The sequence below is a fragment of the Myxococcus sp. CA005 genome, from assembly GCF_006518205.1.
Classification (GTDB): domain Bacteria; phylum Myxococcota; class Myxococcia; order Myxococcales; family Myxococcaceae; genus Myxococcus; species Myxococcus xanthus.
This window is the reverse complement of sequence record NZ_SRLV01000006.1, coordinates 128,883-147,544: the sequence shown is the minus strand read 5'-3', so window position 1 is coordinate 147,544 and position 18,662 is coordinate 128,883. Positions and strand designations below refer to the sequence as shown.

Genomic DNA, 18,662 nt, shown 5'->3' with positions numbered 1-18,662 from the left:
CTCCGCGCGCGACGTGGGCGCGCTCCTGACGGGGCTCAGGGACAGCCAGAGCTGACCTGGAGGGCGTCATAGGCCATCCACCCGTTGCGCTTCGTTCCCGTGGCGGCGATGACGTAACCGTAGAGGAATTTCATGGTGCCGGACTGCTGACGGTAGCGTCCGGCGCTGTCCTGGACCCACAGGGGAATGTCGATGGACGGCACGCCGTGCTCGGTGGGGACGTCCAGGCGCTGGAACTTCGTCCCTGCGGGGAAGTGGTCCACTGCGGGCCCGCCCAGCGCGAAGCCCGGCACGTTGAAGACCAGGTTCGCCGAGCGCAGGCCATTGGCGCGCACCAACGGCAGGTAGTCCCCGGCCCGCTCGTGCGTCGCCGTGCTGTCGTAGACGACCTTCTTGAATTCGAGCGTGGTGTCGTGCCAGTCGCGCACGGCGTAGCAGCCCAGGTTGCCCAGGCCCGCGCCGAGCGCGGAGACGTGGCCGACCTTCTGCTCGAAGGAAGTCCTCCCCAGGATGCTGGAGATGGGGAGCCACCCGGCGCTGGAGTTGGACGTCGACACCGCGAAGGCATGCTTCTCGCCCGCGAAGGTGCGCGTCTGGCCATAGTTGAAGGCCGCGCTCGTCCGCGTGTTGGTGCCTACCACCGTGCCATGACCGTCCCGGATGGGAACGCCTGTCACCAGACCCCAGTTGTCGTCCTCGGGCGAGTTGGTGGGGACGCGGTTTCCGCCAGACGCTTGCAGCTTGCAGTTGTAGGGGCTGACCAGACAGTAGGTGCCATTCACACCGGAGAACGCCGCCTGCTCCCGTGAAGCGAGGGCTTCGTCCGGACTGGAATCGGCGGAGGACGGTGCCTCGCCTCCACAAGCAGAGGCCACGAGCATTGCTGCGATGAAGGCATGGAGTGGGATTCGCATCTTGAGATGGGAATTCGACAGGATTTGAGAAAGCAAGTGAACGGTTGTGCGGGCTTGTCGGCGGGGAGGGGAAATGGTCAATGATAGACATATTCCTTTCGCCGCCGCCCGCTGGGTAGCCTTTCTGGGAGGCGGGCTCGACGGCGCCAGGGATTTGGATTCAATTCCTCACCCCCCGAAGGAGTTCTCCATGAAGAAAGTCGGCTCCCGAAGCCTCAAACCCAGCACTTCCTCCTCGAACCGCTACTCGCCGTACCCCAAGCCCCCGCCGAAGACGTCGGCCTCGCCGTCTCCATCGGCTTCGTCCTCGAATCGCACGCCGTCTCCGACGGATGGCTTTGACGGCGGGCCGGTGAGGACGCGGCCCCAGCGCGCGGCGGCGGCAGGAGGGCCACGCCCCTCCAATGCGGACCTCTTCAAGCAGTCGCAGGCGGCGGGACTCCAGGATACGCACGCGGCGCGTCCGGCCAACATGGAGGCGCTCCGGACGGAGAAGGACGGTCCCAATGACAACCTGAACATGCTGGCGCACTACGGGAGCCAGGCGGCGAGCAAGAAGGGCATCTTCGCCTCGGGGCCGCTCGACCCCAGGGGCCTGGGGCCGCAGCAGGTGCAGACCGCGGTGCCGGACCGCGACAAGGGCGAGCACACCAAGGTCTTCGGGAAGATGACGGGCGGGGAGACGAGCTCCACGAAGTACCAGCAGAAGCTCGGCACGGCGGAGCCGCGAACGGACTACGAAATCCTCCACGGCATGGGCCACGGCGAGGGTGGCAAGAAGACGCAGTCGCCCAACAACCTGGCCTCGGCGTCCCATGGCGCGAACACGGCCATGATTCCTCCGGACAAGGCCATCTCCGGCAACCCGGACGTCATCGTGGACACGAAGTTCGCCATGCGCCCGGGTACGCAGCGCGCCGAGTACGTGGACCAGCGCTTCTTCCACAAGGACTTCCCCGACCAGCCTTTCTTCCAGCAGCGCATCGACGGGGACCGGCCCAAGGTCACCCAGAGCGAGTACAAGCAACTGAAGGAACAGGTGGCGCCGCTCAGTGACGCGGAACTCCTGCGTGGGGCCGCCCACTTGATGAACTTCCGCAAGAAGGCGGGGAGCAGCGGCGGAGACACCTGAGCCCCGCGTCCCGGCGGACGCGGTGGCCTCGAGGGGCTACCGCGTCTCCGGCCGGACGTAGACGACCACCTGGGGCGTCTCATCCAGGTAGAGGCCCGTCACCGGCGTGCGCGTGCCGAAGGCCTGCCACGTGAGGAACTCGTGCTCGCGGAACTCCTGGTGGTACTGGTACGCGACGATGTCCGCGTCCGCCGGGCTGCCCACCGCGCGCAGGTCCTTCCGCAGCATGCCGTTGCGCTGGTAGTCGCGGAACGAGCCGCCGTGCACCTCGTGCAGGAACAGGCGTGCGCCCTGCTTCGCGTTCGCGTTGATCCACGGCAGCACGCCGGTGACATGGCTGGACCAGAACTGGCGCTGCATGCCCAGCGTGGCCGCGCCCGGCAGTCCTCCCGCCAGCTCCGAGTACGCCGCCGTCCCGTAGGGGAACACGCGCACCGAGTACACCAGCGCGGGGGCCAGCAGCATGGCGAACACCGGCACGGCCACCACGGCCTGCGGCAATGAGGGCCACTTCATCTTCAGCCGCTCCCACAGCGCCGTGCAGCCCCGGGCCACCGCGGCGCCCGCGAGGATGCCCAGGAACACCATGGACGGGAACCAGTGCTTCACCCCGCCGAAGTGCGGCACCTGCGGGTGGCTGATGATGAGGATGGACGCCACCGCGTTCACGCACACCAGCGCCTCCGTCATCGTCACCGGGCGCTCCACCCACGCGCGCGTCCGCGTGAAGGCCCCCAGCACCATGCGCGCCACCAGCGCCGCCAGGCCCGTCACCATGGGGACGAAGATGCTGGTGGGCACCGTCAGCGCTGTCTTCACGACGACGTAGGCGAGCGGGAAGGGCGGCTCGCGCAGCAACTGGTTCAGATAGAACCAGGCGTAGTGGTTGTGCTTGGCGTGAAAGGCCAGGTACCACGCGGTGCGGTCCACCGGCTGGTGCCACAGGTAGGGCCAGTGCAGGTAGAAGATGACGGGCCCCAGCACCGCCATGGCGGCGATGGGCACCAGCGCGCGCGCCACCTGCGCGTTCACCTTGTCCACGCCCTTGAGCACCCAGGCGCCGCCCACCGCGAGCCCGGCGAACAGCAGCGTGTGCGGACTGAGCAGCAGGAACTTCCGCTGGAAGCCCTCACCGCCGCCCAGCGACAGGACCAGCAGGCCGTAGAACACGGCCACCGCCGTGAACACGCCCACGAAGCGGCCCAGCCAGGCGCGGGCCTCTGGCTGACCCTCGCTGGCGCTGTAGGCGCGCCACAGCGCGAAGGGCGTGAGTACGAAGGGGAGGAACAGCGCGTTGTGCTTGGTGGCCAGCGTCAGGCCAAAGGCCACGCCGCACCACAGGCCCCAGCGCACGTCCTCCATGGCGCGCCAGAAGCAGTACACGACGAGCAGCCACATGGCGGCCACGGGGACGTCGAAGCACGCCATCTCCGCGTTGAAGTACTGCCGCGGCACCAGCATGAAGGCGAAGGCGGCGAACAGCCCCGCGAGGCGGCCGTACATGGCGCTGCCCAGCAGGAAGGACAGCGCGGGAATCAGCGCCGCCATGGCGAAGGCGGGTATGCGGAACGCCGTCGCCGAGCGCACCCATCCCAGCTCCGTGTGGAAGAGCAGGTGGCTCAGGCCGAACAGCGTCTTCATCAGCACCGGGTGCTCGTGGTTGTAGTCCCACGCGCGCACGATGGCCGCGTCCGTCAGCGCCCGGGCCGGTGACTGGAAGAGCTGCCGGAACCAGCTCGAGTAGCCCTCCGCCGCGATGAAGTAGACGCTTTCGTCGCGCGTGTAGCCCACCGCGGACTCCGTCAGCCACAGCGCCGCGAAGGCCAGCACCCACAGGGCCCAGGCCAGGGACTTCTCGTCGCGCGTGGGGGCGCGTCCTCGCATCATCCCTGCACTCCCACTTCGGGCTCCACGGCCAGCACGTCCAGGCACACCTGCCGCCGGTCCGCGTTGTCCGCCTGCACCCAGACCTTCACCGTGTGTGGCGCGCCCTCGGGGAGCCGGACCTCGGCCTTCTGCACGCCCTCCAGGCCCGGCGGTATCGCCAGCGACAGCAGCCGCGCACCGTTCGCCGCGTCATCCACGCCCAGGTGCGTGGTGGAGAAGCGCGAGTCCTTGGGGAAGGCGTGCTCGAAGATGATGCCGCCCTCCAGGCGCAGGCCCAGGCCACCGGGCACGCCGTCCAACTCCGCCACCAGCCGCTGCTTGCCGCCCGGCGCGTGCATCCACAGGCAGCGCCGCGGCTCGTAGAGGATTTCGTGCCACTCCGGCGCCACGTACAGGTGCGCGGGCCCGGGGCAGCGGTGCACCTTGCCGTCGAAGGGACAGTCGCGGCGCGTGCCATCCGGTTGCTCCAGGTACACGCGGGCGCGCGCATAGGCCTCCGTGGCGGTGAAGCGCCGGGGACGGTGCCGGCCGTTCTCATAGAGCGCCAGCGTCAGCGTGCCATGCCTCGACGGGGCGCCCACCGCGCGGCGGCCACGCAGGAAGGTTTCGAGGAAGCCCGCCTCGTCCGAGCGGGGCAGCTCCGGCTGGCCCAGCACCCAGACCCGCGGGTGCGCGGACAAGTCATCCTGGTCCGAGCCCAGGTAGCCGTACACCGGCAGCGTGGAGGGGACGAAGATGCGGGCGCGCTCCGTCCACCACGGGAAGAGCAGCACCGCGTCGCCGGGCTGGGCTTCCGCCTGGAGGCGCTCCGCCACCGCGCGGTAGTCCGCCTCCGACGGGAGGCGGCCCGGCAGGCGCAGGTGGAAGAGCAGGCACAGGAACGCGACCAGGAGCAGCCCCCCCAACTCCACGAGGGGCAGCGCGCGCGTGATGCTAGGACTTCGCAAGGCGAATCTTCTGCTCGCTCTTTTCGCGGCAGAAGGTGCAGAAGATGGCTTCACCCTGGGCGAAGGACGGCGTCCAGGGCGGGTACATCGAGCAGCGCGGGTCCAGGCAGTGGTGCAGCTCCCAGAGGTGCCCCAACTGGTGGAGCGCGTGGCGGGAGACGGCCTTGAAGGCGCTCTCCAAATCCTTGTGCGGCGCGATGGTGAGGATGGCGCGGTCCTTCCCCTGGCGCGCGAAGCCCGCCGTGGGCGCCACGCCGCTGGGAAGCTCGCGGTCCTTCAGCTTGCGCGTGGTGAGGAGCAGCACCTTGTCGTCCTTGTAGGAACGGATGCCCTTCACCTCATCAATCAGCTTCTCCGCATCCAGCGGCTCGGACATGCCCGCGGGCACCTCCACGCTGTCGGAGTGCTCACTGCCCACGCCGAACGCCGTGTAGAGCGTGCGGTTGAACTTCGCGAGCTGCTTGTCGTCGAAGGGGTCCAGCGTCACGACGCGAATCACGGGGCGTCACCTCGGCGGAAGGGCCCCATGTGCAGGGGCCCGTCGGTCCATGGGGCTGTCAGCTCTCACCCTCGGGCGGCTTGACCTTGGGCGGACGGCCGCGCTTCTTCGGCGCGGCGGGCGCGGCGCCTTCCACCTCGGGCGGCTTGGGCTTGGGCGGGCGGCCACGTTTCTTCGGAGCAGGGGGCTCGGCGCCCTCCGCCGTGGCTTCCGGCTTGGGCTTGGGCGGACGGCCGCGCTTCTTCGGAGCAGGGGGCTCGGCGCCCTCGGGCGCCTCCGTCTTGGCCTTGGGCGGACGGCCGCGCTTCTTGGGGGCGCTCTCCTCGGAGGACGCGGCCTCCTCGGACTCGCCTTCCTCGCTGGACTCCTCCTCGGACGGCTCGGAGGGCTCCTCGTCGGACGGCAGGTCCAGGTCGCTGTCCAGGCCCAGCAAATCGCTGTCCAGGTCCAGGTCGCCTTCCTCGCGCTGGAACTCGGCTGCGGTGCGCTTGGGGCGCTCGCGGCCGGGCGGGAAGAGGACGATGTCGATGGCGTCCTCGGCGTTGACCTCGGCAGTGCCCAGCGCGGCGGCGACCTCCGTCACCAGCAGGTGCCGGGCATTGTCGTAGAGCTCGCGCTCCTTGGTCGGCAACGGGCGCAGCTCACTGAGAACCTGGAGCCCCTTCACCACCTCGGCCAGACCCATGATGCCGCCTTGGGTCATCCGGTCCAGGTTGGTGCGGGCTCGCTGCTTCCAGTCGAGGTCGGCCTTGTCGCTGTCCGAGCGGAGGAAGGTGAAGATGGCCTCCACGTCCTCGGCGGATGCGACCTTGCGCACGCCGATGGCGAGCACCTTGCCCTCGGGGACCATCACGACGGCGCCATCCTCTTCGCGGCGCATCGTGACGAAGGTGAGCTTCTGTCCCGCCACTTCCTTCACATCGATGGCGGAGACGCGGCAGACCCCCTGGTTCGGATAGACGACCCGGTCGCCAACCGCGAGCTGGAGTGACGCGGACCCTTCAGGCATGTCCCCCTCACGGGTGAGGTTGGTGGGCTGAACGTCGGAACAGGCCTGGGCTTAGCACCGAGCCACGTCGGACGCCACGAGTTTACCGGTGGATTGCCGCCGTGCGTGCGTCCGTTTGCTGAACCCGGAGGAGGTTGCCCAGCACCAGCTTCTGCCGCGCGTCCAGCGCCGCCTCGACCTGTGCATCCGTTGGCTCCATCCCGTCCACTCCCGGCCGGGCGTCCACGCGCGCGGCCATCCCCAGGGTTCCCATCAGGCCGAACACGGCCACCGCCACCAGCTTCTTCATGGTGAGTCCTCCGTGGCGCCCAGGGTAGGGGGCAGCCTCCGGTGATCAACTTTTCGGCAACAGGTCGCTGCACCGCTGTAGCGGCCCGTTACCGGTTGGGAGCGGGAGCGGGCGGCCCTGGTGGGGGAGCGGGCGAGGTGCCGGGCGCCGTCACGGGCGATACCTCCAGCACCAGGCTGCCGGTGTTGTCGGCCAGGTGGTCGTCGGGGAACGCGAGCTGCAACCAGGTGGCGCCCCGCAGGCGCAGGGGGCGGCCCACCTCCAGCAGCGTCAGCAGGCCGGACACGGTCTCCGGGCCCTCGCCGGCGCCGTACAGGCCCAGCACGCGGCCCACCGGTCCCCCGTCGAAGCCCCGTGTGCGCGCGGACTCAGCGGTGTCCCGCAGCACGACGTCGTAGTGCGTGTCCGGCTCCAGCCCGCGCAGCAGGAAGCGGTCGACGCGCGACAGCTTCACCGCGTGCGTCCGGGCGTCCACCCGCAGGGTGGTGACGGCGCCGTCGTTGTCCCATTCGCGCACGCGGACCATCAGCGTGCCGTGGTTGTCCGTGCGGTTCGCGTCCAGCAGGAAGACGTGGAGGCGCGAGGCGTGGCGCACCAGCCGCTCCTCGCCGTCCAGCACGCCGAAGGACTCGCGTGCCGCCAGACGCGCGTCTCCCTCCAGGAAGTACCCGGCGTGTTCCACCGTATTGGCATGTCCCAGCGAGGCCGAACCCTCCACCCGGACGCTGTAGGTGCGCGACGGGTCCAGCCGCATCTGCGCGGTGGAGAGGTAGGGCACGCGGAAGGCGTGCACCACGCTGGACAGGGACATCCGCTCGGCGGGCATCCGCACCTCATGAGGCGGCGGGGCGCGGTGTGGCTGCTGGGCGGGGCCTTGAATCCGCTTGGGGAGCAGGCGGGCATGGACGGCCAGGGTGGTGCCGCGCTCGGCGCGCACCGTCTGACTCCACGCCACCATGCCCGGGACCTGGACCTCCAGCAGGTGCTCCGCGTCCGCGGGGAGCTGCGTGAGCAGGGCGGGGGTGCGCGCGGTCTGTGGCTGGCCGTTCACCCGGATGGCGGCGCCTGGAGGGGAGGAACTCAGCTCCACGGAGAAGGTGCCCGTGCTGTTCGACACCAGCAGGGCCAGCGTGGCTGTCAGCGCCACGATGATGGGCGCGCCCAGGGTGACGGCCCGGGGCATGCCCATCGTCCGCGATGCCGCCGCGTCCAGGGGCGGGACACCGGGCTCGGGCGGCGCTCCGGGGCCGGGCAGCGCGGGGAGCGTCAGCGTCGTGCGCTCCATCCGCCCTTCGACGGGCGCGGCGGCCTGGGAGGGAGGCAGCTCGAACTCGGCGATGGGGGTCCGCTCCTCCTCATCATCGGGCGGCTCACGGACGGGCGGCGCCATCTCCCGGAGGGCGCGGCGCTCCAAGGGGGACTGGGTCCACCGGGCCATCTGCGCCAGGAACTCGCGGGGCAGCAGCACGGGGCGGCCTTCGCCCACCAGCTCCGCCTCGAAGAGGTAGCCCATGAAGTGAGCGCGCGCGCTGGAGGACACGTCGGGCCCGGCCGTGTGGAGGTGGCGTGTGAGGGCCTCGGCGAAGGCCTCCGCGGTGGCGTAGCGCTGCTCGCGCTCCACGGCCAGCGCGGTGAGCAGGATGCGCTCCAGCGCGGTGGGGATGCCTGGGTTGAGGTCGCGGGGCCGCGGGAAGTCGCCCAGGGCGAGCTTGCGCAGCACGTCCGGCATCTTCCCTTCGAAGGGGAGGCGGCCGCACAGCATCTCGTAGATGACGATGCCCGCGGCGAAGATGTCCGAGCGCGCGTCGGGCTCGCGCCCGCGGACCTGCTCCGGCGCGAAGTAGGTGTACTTGCCCTTGAGGTCGTACTCCACCGGCTCGGCGCTGCCGGCCAGCCGCGCCCGCGCGATGCCGAAGTCGACCAGCTTCACCTGGCCTTCGTAGCTGAGCAGCACGTTCTGCGGGCTGACGTCGCGGTGGACGATGTGGAGCGGTCGGCCGCGTTCATCCAGCCGCGTGTGCGCGTAGCCCAGCCCTTCCAGCATCTCCACGGCGATGAGCAGCGCCAGCGGCTGGGGCAGGGTGTACATGCCCTTCTCCCGCGCGCGCCGCATGACGCTCGACAGGGTGCGGCCGTCCACCCACTCCATGGCGATGAAGTACTCGCCGTCCACCTCGCCGAAGTCGAAGACCTGGGCGATGTTGCCGTGGCTCAGCCCCGCGGCGATGCGGGCCTCGTTGACGAACATCGACAGGAAGGCGCTGTTGCCCGCATAGCCCGGGAGGATTTTCTTGATGACCACCGGCTTGGTGACACCCGCCGCCGCAGTCATCCGAGCGCGGTAGATCTCCGCCATCCCGCCCGTCGCGATGCGCTCGAGCAGCTTGTATTTACCGAAATGAAGCCCTTCGGAAAGCTGCTGCACGTTCGTTCCGGCTCCTTCGGGTGCAGGTGGCCGCTGCGCCAAGGGGGCCCGTGCTGTCTTGGCAGGGGCACCTGAATGTATCATGGGGTAGGTAAAACGCCATTACGGGAAAAATCCGTTGACTGTGATTCGACGATGGGTGTGCCTCTTCCTACGTCTCGCGACATCCACCACCATGGCGGTGCCCGAGGTGTTGTGGGGGCCGGGGGGCAGGGCCGGACGCCGAAGGATGCCCGCTCGGCGCGCCACTTATCGATGCGTCATCACCAGCGACGTTGGATGGCGGCCACTTGGGTGGAGCGCCACGTGAGGATGGTGCGGGGCATGTATGCGGCCACCCAGGCGCTCGCCGTGGTGCTGCTCGTCGTGGTGGGCGCCGGCTGTCGTGAGGAGAAGCAGGCCGAGCCGCTCAAGTCATTGAAGCCCGAGCCCTTGCCCTCGCTCACCGTGCCGGGCGAAGCGGCTCCGGAAGCACCGCGACCCGCGTCGCCGTCCGAAGTGGAGGTGGCGGGCCCCATCCATGGCGAGCCGCTTCCAGCCTCCGCGCTCCGGGTGGCGCTGGCGGGGGAGCGCGTGCGCGTGGGCGAGGAGGCCTTCGAGCCAGCGCGCCCGGATGACGCCGCGCGGCTGGCGCGGCGCGTGAAAGGGCACACGGTGTTGGTGGTTCCGGACGCGGACACGTTCCTGGTGCAGACGTCGGAGCTGTTCACCGTGCTGCGGGACTCGGCGGAGTCCGTGTGGCTGGCGCACCCGGACGGGCCCGTGGCCTATCCCGTGGTGCTGCGGGACGAAGCGGGCTTCCGCGCATGGCTGGAGGAGGTCGCGCCGGGCAAGCTGCGCATCATCATGCGCGCGGACGGCTTCGAGCTGACCACCAGCGTGGGCAAGTTGCCGGGGCCGGATCCGAATGGTCCCTCGGTGCCAGTACGGGCGGGGCGGCAGGACATCGTCACGCTCCGCCGGGGCCTGGGCTTGCTCAAGGGGCGCTTCAAGACGTCCGAGGACATCTGCCTCGTGCCCTCGTTCGGCACGGAGGTGGCGCAGGCGGCGCGGGCGCTCGGCGGAAATTTCACCGCGCCGGGTGAGCCGCTGTTCGACACCCTGTGCTTCGTCTACCCCACGCCGCACAAGGCCCCGGACGGAGGATGAACCCGCTGTGTGGAATCCACCGTGGCCGCGCTCTCGTGTCATCGCCTTGTGCATTGACATCGTCGATAAGTCGCCGTTTATATAAGTCCATGCTTATTGATGGAGGCGACATGATTGATGTGAAGCGGTACCTGGGGGCCGTCGTGCGGGAGGTGGAGAGCCGTGAGCATGAGGGCAAGCCCGCACGCGTCGTCGTCGCCACGCGCGACTACGACACGACGGTGGAGGACCTCTGGGACGCGCTGACCAACCCCGAGCGCATCCCCCGCTGGTTCCTTCCGGTGTCCGGCGACCTGAAGCTGGGTGGGCGTTACGAGCTCAAGGGCAATGCCAGCGGCTCGGTCACCCGTTGCGAGGCTCCGCGGCACCTGGGGTTGACGTGGGAGTTCGGAGGGAGCGTGAGCTGGTTGGAGGTCATCCTGGCCAACGCGCCTGGCGGTGGCACCCGGCTGCGGCTGGAGCACATGGCCCATGTGAGCCCCTTCTGGGACGACTACGGCCCTGGTGCAACCGGCGTCGGCTGGGAGCTGGGGCTGATGGGCCTGGGCATGCACTTGGAGTCCGGCGGCGCCGCTGTCGACAGCGCCGCGGTGGAATCCTGGACGACCTCGGATGAAGGCAAGGCGTTCATCACGGCCAGCAGCGAGGGCTGGGGCCAGGCGGATGTGACGCGGGGAGAGGACGCCGCGGCGGCGAAGGCACGCGCGGCGCGGACGACGGCCTTCTATACTGGAGCGCCGCCGCCCGACGTGCGGCATCCGGGGACCTGATAGCCACGATGCATGCCTTCGACGTCCTGGGTGAGCCGGTGCGCAGACGGATCCTCGAACTCCTGGCCGAGGGGGAACGCCCCTCTGGCGAGGTGACCGAGTCCATCCAGGCGGAGTTCGGCATCAGTCAGCCGGCGGTCAGCCAACACCTGAAGGTGCTGCGCGACAGCGGCTTCGCGGAGGTTCGCGCCGAAGGGACCCGCCGCCTCTATCGCGTCGACCCGGCGCCGTTGCAGCAGGTCGACGCGTGGCTGGAGCAGTTCCGCGTGTTCTGGACACCGCGCCTGGAGGCGCTCGCCACCGAGGTGGCGCGGGGCAAGCGGGCTCGGGCCAAGGCCGACAACGAAGGCGGCGGCCCGTAGCCTGGCGTGCGCGGTGTCCAGGACCGCCTGCTTCGGCTGACTTGAAGGGCACCGCTCGCCCGTTTGCTTACGGGAAGGCGCTGCCTGCCGGACAGCGAACTTCATCTGAAGCGAAGCAGGGCAGTGGACTGGCGAGGACTCGCCGGGTCTTCGCGGGCGACTTCCAGCCGGAGGATTAGATTCAGGTCCCAGGGCGGGGTGCGCTCGCCCGCTGGAGGGATACTCATGGATGCCGCATCCAAGGCCACTTCGCAGCAGGGGCTTGCTCTCGGGGGCGCGTTCCTCTTCGAGGAGGTGGGCTCGGCCCGCATCCTCACCCCGGAGACCTTCACGGAGGAGCAGCGCCTCTTCTTCAAGACGGCGCTCCAGTTCTCCCGTGAGCAGGTCCTCCCCCTGTCCGAGCGAATCGAGGCCAAGGACAACGCGCTCCTGCGCCAGTTGCTGCGACAGGCCGGCGAGCTGGGCCTGCTGAGCGTGGATATCCCCGAGGCCTACGGCGGCACCGGCCTGGACAAGACGACGTCGCTGCTGCTGGCGGAGGCCATGAGCCTCAACGGCTCCTGGTCGGTGACGTTCGGCGCGCACACCGGCATCGGTACGTTGCCCATCGTCTGGTTCGGCAACGCCGAGCAGAAGGCGAAGTACCTGCCGAAGCTGGCCACGGGGGAATGGGTGGCGGCCTATGCGCTCACGGAGCAGGGCAGCGGCAGTGACGCGCTGGGCGCGAAGACGAAGGCAGTCCTGTCCCCCGACGGCAAGCACTGGATTCTCAACGGCTCCAAGCTCTACATCACCAACGCGGCCTTCGCGGACGTGTTTGTCGTCTTCGCCAAGGTGGACGGGGACAAGTTCACCGGCTTCATCGTGGAGAAGGACACGCCCGGCCTCACCGTGGGGCCGGAGGAGCACAAGATGGGCATCCGGGGCTCTTCCACGTGCCCGCTCTACTTCGAGGACGCGCGCGTCCCGGTGGAGAACCAGCTGGGCGAGGTGGGCAAGGGCCACAAGATTGCCTTCAACATCCTCAACTACGGCCGTCTCAAGCTGGGCGCGGGCGTGCTGGGGGGCATGAAGCTCCAGCTCCAGAACGCGCTGCGCTTCACGCAGGAGCGCAAGCAGTTCAACGCGCCCATCGTCCAGTTCCCGCTGTCACGCGAGAAGCTGGCCCGCATGGCCGCGCTCGTCTACGCGGTGGAGAGCATGACGTACCGCACCGCCGGGCTCGTGGATGCGCGCCTGGGGCAGGGGGACAAGGACGCCCCGGACTACGAGGCGCGCCTCCTGGAGGCGGTGGAGGAGTACGCCATCGAGTCTTCCATCATGAAGGTGCACGGCTCGGAGTCCTTCGGCCACCTCGTGGATGACGCCGTCCAGCTCCACGGCGGCGCGGGCTACATCGAGGAGTACCCGGTGGAGCGCTCGTACCGCGACGCGCGCATCAACCGCATCTTCGAGGGCACCAACGAAATCAACCGCATGCTCATCACCGGCATGCTCCTCAAGCGCGCGGTGAGGGGGGACCTGCCGCTGTTCGCCATGGCCGGCAACGTGGCGGAGGAGCTGTCCCGGGGCGAGCGGCCCCGCGCGCGCGTGCAGGACGCCCTGGCCCCGCAGGAGGTCGCCGCCGAGGCCGCCAAGCACCTGGCGCTCCACGGCCTGCGCGTGGCGGCGGAGACGTTCGGCCCGGAACTGGAGCAGCACCAGGAGGTGCTCGCGGCCCTGTCGGACGTGGTGATGGACGCCTTCGCCCTGGACTCCATGGTGACGCGCACGCGCCAGGCCGCCACGTCCGGCGCGTTGGACCCGGTGCGGGTGGCGATGACGCAGCTCTACGCACTGGACGCCATCCCCCGCGCCTACGACAGGACGCGCCGCGCGCTGTGCGCCACGTTGAAGGGGGGCGCGCTCGACCAGGAGCTCGAGCGCCTGGGCACGCTGGACGTCTTCACGCCATATGACCCGGCGGCGCTGCGGGAGACGGTGGTGGCGGCCCTGGAGTCCGCGGGCGGCTACCCCCTGGGCGCGGTGTAGCCCGCGGGGGCCTCCGAGCCGTCACGGCATCCGCGCGACGGCCTCCATGCCGAAGCTCACCCGGGCCTTCCAGGGGACGGGCGGCAGCGTGGCCAGGGACAACAGCCCCTCCAGCCGCTGCTGCATGTCCGGCCGGAGCCGGCCGAAGGTGGCGCCGAAGCCCGGCGCCACCGTCCCCGAGTTCTTCCGGGGCACCGTGGAGGTCCACACCACCTCGCCGTGCAGCATCATGGGCCCCTCCCGGAAGTCCATCTCCAGCAGGAAGGGCGTGCCCACCTTCACCTGGCGCGGCAAGGAAGGGGCCTGCACCTCCAGGCCCACGCCGCCCCGGGAGATGTCCCGGACGACGAAGCCCGGGGACAGGGGGGCCGCCTCCACGGCGCGCAGGTACAGGGGCAGCCGTGGGAAGCGGCGCAGGCCGGAGTGTTCATCGGCGGAGTAGATGCGCTGGAGGATGGCGTCCAACGCGCTGCGGTCTTCTCCGACCCCATAGCGGACGGTGAGGAGGAAGCGCTGGGACTCCTCGTGTGGGACGACCTGGACCACTTCCCCCAGCACTTCCACGGGCCGAGGCACACCGCCCGCATGGAGTTCGAAGGTGAAGCGGGTTCCCAGGGGCAGGCTGCGGCGCGTCTCCAGGGTGACACCCCCCAGTCCGACACTGCGCGTGTACTCCCCCACCAGGGACTGCGGCGTCTTGTAGGCCACCTTCAGCCGAACGTTCGTGTTCACGCGACTGACACTTTGCGCCTGGGTCAGGGGGGAACTCAAGTTTACCCCAGCGCAATAGGTAGGGCGTCGTACGGCGCCAACCACTGGACCTTCCAGGTGTGACGGCCTTTCCGGACGTCCGGCGCGGACAAACCGCTGTTTCAACCTGTTGCGGTTTCTTGACCCCCCCAGGTGGGGCGCGTATGTATGCCGCCCGGAAGTGGTAAGGAGTGGGAAGGAGTGGAGGTTCATCCCTCAGCGGGCTGAAAAGGTGGATCGTCCCGAGTGTTCCGAGGCGTCTATGAGCACCAGATCGACGCGAAGGGGCGGACGAGCCTCCCGGCGAAGCTCCGGGACACGCTGGTGGGCGCCTACGACGAGAGGCTCATCCTCACGACGGCGCTCGACCGATGCCTCCACGCCTACCCGGTGCGGGAGTGGGAAGCGCTGGAGCTGTCGTTGGCCAAGCGCAACCCGATGGAGCCTGGGGTGAAGACGCTGATGCGCTTGTACGTGGCCAGCGCGCAGGAGTGCCCGCTGGACAAGCTGGGGCGCCTGCTCATCCCTCCGACGCTCCGCTCCTATGCGGGGCTGGAGAAGGAAGTGGTGTGGGCGGGGATGGTGAAGGTCATCGAGCTGTGGAGCCGGGAGGGGTGGGCGAAGGCGCAGGAAGAAGCGCGCCAGGAAGCGACCTCCGCGGATGTGATGAAGGTGCTCGCCGAGCTGCGGCAAGCGTGACGGGAAAGTCGACAGGACCCCGAAGTACCGGGAGGGTGGCAAGCGTATGAACCAGGTTCTGGAGGTTCGGCCAGGGTTGGCGGGCGCGGCGATTGCCGCCGGCCGTGTCGAGACGCTCATGCTGGAGGGCGAGCTGAGCGAGCAGGACCTGCTCGAGCTGTGCGACGACCTGGGCCGCAAGCTGCAGCGCGGCACGCGTCAGGTGGTGCTGGACTTCGGGGACGTGGGGCACCTGAACTACCGCGGCGTCAAGCCGCTGATGGCGCGCACGGATGCCTTCCGCCGCGCCGGCGGGGACGTGAAGCTGTCCGGACTGTCGCCGTACCTGGCCGCCATCTTCCGCGCGGCCGGCGCGCACGACTGTTTCGAAATCTACCCGCACATGAACGATGCCCGAGCCGCCTTCGCGCTGGCACGGGCCCCCTTCGTCTGACGGCCCGTGACGGCTTCGGACTTCCAGCACCAGACCGTCCTCCTGCGGGAAGCAGTGGATCTGCTCCGGCCGGCGGATGGGCGGGTCATCATTGACGGGACGCTGGGTGGCGGTGGCCACTCGGAGGCGCTGCTGGCCTCGGGCGCCACGGTGGTCGGCGTGGACCGGGATCCGGTGGCGCTCGCCGCGGCCACCGCGCGCCTGGGCGCGAACCCGCGCTTCCAGGGCCGTGCCGGCAATTTCGCCGAGCTGCCCCGCGTCGCCGCGGACCTGCTGCCCGTGGATGGCGTGCTGGTGGACCTGGGCGTGTCGTCGCCGCAACTCGACGTGGCCGAGCGCGGCTTCTCCTTCTCCAAGGACGGCCCGCTGGACATGCGCATGGGGCCGGACGGCCCGACGGCGGCGGAGCTGATCGCCACCACGGACGAGCGCGAGCTGGTCCGCATCCTCAAGGACTACGGTGAAGAGCCCTTCGCGCGGCCCATTGCCCGCGAGCTGAAGAAGGCCCTGCCCACGCGCACGCTGGAGGCCGCGGAGGTCGTGAAGCGGGCGGTGCCGCGCAAGGCGTGGCCCAACCGCATCCACGTGGCCACCCGGACCTTTCAGGCGCTGCGCATGGCCGTCAACGGCGAACTGGAGGCGCTGGACGCGCTGCTGGCCGCCATCCCCGGGCTCCTCAAGGTGGGGGGCCGCGCTGCCGTCATCGCCTTCCATTCCCTGGAGGACCGGAAGGTGAAGGAGGCGTTCCGCGCGCTCGCGGGGCGCTGCACCTGTCCGCCGGGCCTGCCCGTGTGCGTATGCAGCGGGGTGGGTGATTTTGCCCTGGTGACGAAGAAGGCCGTGGCCGCCTCCGAGGCGGAGGTCGAGGCCAATCCCCGTTCACGCAGCGCGCATCTGCGCGTGGTGGAGAAACTCCGATGAGCAAGGTGCACTCCCGGGTGTCGGCGTTGCGTTCTTCCGTGACGGTGGGCGGCGTGCTGCTGCACCTGCTGCCGGCCGTGTGCCTCTTCGCCCTCTTCGTGGCGGTGGGCATCCTGCACGTCACCAGCCGGGTGCTGGTGGTGGACATGGGCTACCGCCTGTCGCGCGAGGAGGCGGAGAGCCGCATCCTCACGCGCGAGAATGACCGGCTGAAGCTGGAACTGGCCACGCTCAAGGCGCCGGGCCGGCTGGAGCGCGTGGCGCGCGAGCAGTTGAACATGGCCATGCCGCGCGGCGGCGCCGTGGTGTCGCTGTCGGCGGAGAAGCCGGCGCGTGACAGCGGGGCGCGCGCGGAGGTCCCGGACGCCACGCAGCCCACCGTCCGCGTGGCGGGCCGAGCCGGAGCCAGTCGGTGAGGGATTTCAAGGCGGCGCGGGCTCCCGAGCCCAACGCGAAGTGGCTGAAGCTGCGGGTACGGCTGCTGTTCGGGCTGTTCCTGATGCTGCTCGGCGTCGCCTTTGGTCGTGCGGTGCAGCTCCAGGTCTTCGAGCAGGAGAAGCTGCGCGGCATGGCGCAGGACCAGTACGTCCGGCACATCGAGATTCCGGCCCGCCGCGGCGACATCTTCGACCGGCGCGGCACGCCGCTGGCCCAGAGCGTGGAGGTGGACTCCATCTGGGTGGACCCCTCCATGCTGCCCGACGTGAAGGCCGCGTCCCGGGCGCTGGCCAAGGCGCTGAAGCTGGACCCGGACGAGCTGGGCGCGCGCCTGGCCCGGGCCAAGCGCTTCGCCTGGGTGAAACGCCAGGCCAAGCCCGCCGAGGTCGCCGCGGTGAAGGCGCTGGCGCTGCCGGGCATGGGCTTCTCCAAGGAGCCCAAGCGATTCTACCCCCAGCGAGAGCTGGGCGCCCACGTGGTGGGCACGGTGGGCATGGACGGCCGCGGCCTGGAGGGCCTGGAGTTGGCCTTCCAGGACGAGCTGTCCGGGCAGAACTCCTCCACCTCCGGCTTCCGTGACGCCAAGGGCCGCAAGCTGCTGGTGCAGGGCGCGTTGGATCCGCTCCAGCGCCAGGGCGCCGCCGTCACCCTCACGTTGGACCGCCACCTCCAGTACGTCGCGGAGAAGGCGCTCAGCCGCGCGGTGGAGGACGCCAAGGCCGTGGCCGGCATGGCGGTGGTGTTGGATCCGCGCACGGGCGAGCTGCTCGCCGTCGCCAACCACCCGCGCTTCAACCCCAATACGCCGGAGTCCAGCTCGCGCTCGGGCATGCGCAACCGCGCCGCCCTGGACACCTTCGAGCCGGGCTCCACGCTGAAGGCCTTCGTGGTGGCCGCGGCGATGGAAGAGAAGGCCATCACCGCCGACAGCCTCTTCTTCTGTGAGAATGGCGCCTGGCGGGTGGGCCGCCATACCATCAACGACACCCATTCCTACGGCTGGCTCACCCCGCAGGGCATCCTCCAGAAGTCCTCCAACATCTGTATGGCGAAGATTGCCCAGGCCATGGGACGGGAGAAGTTCGTGAAGGGCTACCAGTCCTTCGGCTTCGCCGAGCGCACCGGCCTGTCCCTGCCGGGAGAGGGGCGCGGCGTCCTGCCGTTCCCGAAGGCGGAAGTCTCCCTGGCCACCCAGTCCTTCGGACAGGGGATGACGGCCACGGCGGTGCAGATTGCGGCCGCCTATGGTGCGCTGGCCAACGATGGGGTGCTGATGCGGCCCTATCTGGTGTCGAAGGTGGTGGACCCGGACGGTGTCGTTCTGCTGGAAAACCGTCCCACGGAGCTGCGCAGGGCGGTCTCCGCGAAGGTCGCCCGGCAGGTCGTGGGCATGCTCGAAAGCGTGGTGGTCAAGGGAGGGACGGCCACCAAGGCCGCCATGGAGGACTACCGGGTGGCCGGAAAGACGGGCACCGCGCAGAAGGCAGACCCGGTGGCGCGGGGGTATTCGGACAAGCGGATCGCCTCCTTTGTTGGGGTGGTACCGGCCGAGTCTCCGCGAGCAGTGATTCTTGTCGTAGTGGACGAACCCAAGACGGACGTATACGGGGGGACCGTGGCTGCCCCTGCTTTCAAGGAGATTGCGACCGCCGCCATGGCTCACCTGGCCGTGCCCCCGTCCCGGACGGTGGCACCCGAGGTGGCCGTGGCCGCCGAGTCCCCTGCGCCTGCCGCGGCGAAACCGGGGGCGAATGCCTCCGGTGCCGCCCGGACGGCACTGGCGGACGCGGTGACGGAGACCCCTGAACCCGGCACGGTGCGTGTGCCGGACCTTCAGGGAGAAGTAGGACGTGAGGCCGTGGTGAAGCTGCTCGCCGCGGCGCTGGAGCCACAGGTATTGGGCAGTGGACGCGTGGTATCTCAAACCCCCGCCGCCGGTTCACTGGTGGAGAAGGGGGCCCGGGTGACGCTGGAGCTCGCCGCGCGGCAATAAGGCCGCGTCCGCTC

18 protein-coding genes are annotated in these 18,662 nt (G+C 69.7%); 10 read left to right on the top strand and 8 right to left on the bottom strand.

The annotated features are described in order from the left end of the window. Positions 1-35 precede the first annotated feature (35 nt). Positions 36-914, bottom strand: coding sequence for a hypothetical protein (locus tag FMQ63_RS04475; protein ID WP_011555581.1), 879 nt, complete (start codon positions 912-914; stop codon positions 36-38). A 190-nt stretch (positions 915-1,104) separates the two neighbouring features. Here FMQ63_RS04475 and FMQ63_RS04470 point away from each other — a divergent pair, with 190 nt between their 5' ends. Further along, positions 1,105-2,046, top strand: a complete 942-nt coding sequence (locus FMQ63_RS04470; protein WP_225909462.1) for a hypothetical protein — start codon at positions 1,105-1,107, stop codon at positions 2,044-2,046. 36 nt (positions 2,047-2,082) lie between these two features. Here the strand turns inward: FMQ63_RS04470 and FMQ63_RS04465 are convergent, their stop codons facing one another. The 6 genes from FMQ63_RS04465 to FMQ63_RS04440 all read right to left on the bottom strand — a co-directional run bounded on the left by FMQ63_RS04465 (position 2,083) and on the right by FMQ63_RS04440 (position 9,102). After that, on the bottom strand, positions 2,083-3,933 hold the full coding sequence (locus FMQ63_RS04465; RefSeq protein WP_011555579.1) for a glycosyltransferase family 39 protein: 1,851 nt from the start codon (positions 3,931-3,933) through the stop codon (positions 2,083-2,085). Continuing rightward, a complete protein-coding gene (locus FMQ63_RS04460; RefSeq protein ID WP_011555578.1) occupies positions 3,930-4,880 on the bottom strand; it encodes a hypothetical protein in 951 nt (316 codons plus the stop codon). Before FMQ63_RS04460 ends, FMQ63_RS04465 begins: the two co-directional genes overlap by 4 nt. Further along, complete coding sequence (locus FMQ63_RS04455; RefSeq protein ID WP_011555577.1) at positions 4,867-5,379, bottom strand: hypothetical protein; 513 nt, start codon at positions 5,377-5,379, stop codon at positions 4,867-4,869. The genes FMQ63_RS04460 and FMQ63_RS04455 overlap by 14 nt, the downstream gene beginning before the upstream one ends. A gap of 58 nt (positions 5,380-5,437) precedes the next feature. Next, a complete protein-coding gene (locus FMQ63_RS04450) occupies positions 5,438-6,388 on the bottom strand; it encodes a CarD family transcriptional regulator (protein ID WP_011555576.1) in 951 nt (316 codons plus the stop codon). A gap of 82 nt (positions 6,389-6,470) precedes the next feature. Beyond that, positions 6,471-6,677, bottom strand: coding sequence for a hypothetical protein (locus FMQ63_RS04445; RefSeq protein ID WP_011555575.1), 207 nt, complete (start codon positions 6,675-6,677; stop codon positions 6,471-6,473). Positions 6,678-6,765: 88 nt separating this feature from the next. Next, positions 6,766-9,102, bottom strand: coding sequence for a serine/threonine-protein kinase (locus FMQ63_RS04440; protein ID WP_011555574.1), 2,337 nt, complete (start codon positions 9,100-9,102; stop codon positions 6,766-6,768). Positions 9,103-9,414: 312 nt separating this feature from the next. On the opposite strand from FMQ63_RS04440, the gene FMQ63_RS04435 reads away from it, so the two are divergent. From FMQ63_RS04435 to FMQ63_RS04420, 4 genes are all read left to right on the top strand, one after another. Continuing rightward, entirely contained in the window at positions 9,415-10,251 is an 837-nt protein-coding gene (locus FMQ63_RS04435) for a hypothetical protein (protein WP_020478372.1), read from the top strand. 110 nt (positions 10,252-10,361) lie between these two features. After that, a complete protein-coding gene (locus tag FMQ63_RS04430) occupies positions 10,362-11,021 on the top strand; it encodes an SRPBCC family protein (RefSeq protein ID WP_011555572.1) in 660 nt (219 codons plus the stop codon). An 8-nt stretch (positions 11,022-11,029) separates the two neighbouring features. After that, entirely contained in the window at positions 11,030-11,383 is a 354-nt protein-coding gene (locus FMQ63_RS04425) for a helix-turn-helix transcriptional regulator (RefSeq protein ID WP_011555571.1), read from the top strand. 225 nt (positions 11,384-11,608) lie between these two features. Then, positions 11,609-13,414 carry an acyl-CoA dehydrogenase family protein gene (locus FMQ63_RS04420; RefSeq protein ID WP_011555570.1) on the top strand — a complete coding sequence of 602 codons (1,806 nt, stop codon included), beginning with the start codon at positions 11,609-11,611 and terminating at the stop codon, positions 13,412-13,414. A gap of 21 nt (positions 13,415-13,435) precedes the next feature. Here FMQ63_RS04420 and FMQ63_RS04415 read toward each other — a convergent pair whose 3' ends face one another. Next, positions 13,436-14,146, bottom strand: coding sequence for a PilZ domain-containing protein (locus tag FMQ63_RS04415; RefSeq protein ID WP_026113772.1), 711 nt, complete (start codon positions 14,144-14,146; stop codon positions 13,436-13,438). A gap of 264 nt (positions 14,147-14,410) precedes the next feature. On the opposite strand from FMQ63_RS04415, the gene mraZ reads away from it, so the two are divergent. From mraZ to FMQ63_RS04390, 5 genes are read left to right on the top strand one after another with little or no spacing between them, the layout of a single operon-like run. Then, on the top strand, positions 14,411-14,863 hold the full coding sequence (mraZ, locus tag FMQ63_RS04410) for a division/cell wall cluster transcriptional repressor MraZ (protein ID WP_011555568.1): 453 nt from the start codon (positions 14,411-14,413) through the stop codon (positions 14,861-14,863). 46 nt (positions 14,864-14,909) lie between these two features. Further along, positions 14,910-15,296, top strand: a complete 387-nt coding sequence (locus FMQ63_RS04405; protein ID WP_011555567.1) for an STAS domain-containing protein — start codon at positions 14,910-14,912, stop codon at positions 15,294-15,296. 6 nt (positions 15,297-15,302) lie between these two features. Then, positions 15,303-16,217 carry a 16S rRNA (cytosine(1402)-N(4))-methyltransferase RsmH gene (gene rsmH / locus FMQ63_RS04400; RefSeq protein WP_011555566.1) on the top strand — a complete coding sequence of 305 codons (915 nt, stop codon included), beginning with the start codon at positions 15,303-15,305 and terminating at the stop codon, positions 16,215-16,217. After that, positions 16,214-16,633 carry a cell division protein FtsL gene (locus FMQ63_RS04395; protein ID WP_011555565.1) on the top strand — a complete coding sequence of 140 codons (420 nt, stop codon included), beginning with the start codon at positions 16,214-16,216 and terminating at the stop codon, positions 16,631-16,633. The genes rsmH and FMQ63_RS04395 overlap by 4 nt, the downstream gene beginning before the upstream one ends. Beyond that, positions 16,630-18,648: a penicillin-binding protein gene (locus FMQ63_RS04390; protein ID WP_011555564.1), complete on the top strand. Its 2,019-nt coding sequence runs from the start codon at positions 16,630-16,632 to the stop codon at positions 18,646-18,648. Before FMQ63_RS04395 ends, FMQ63_RS04390 begins: the two co-directional genes overlap by 4 nt. Positions 18,649-18,662: the final 14 nt, after the last annotated feature.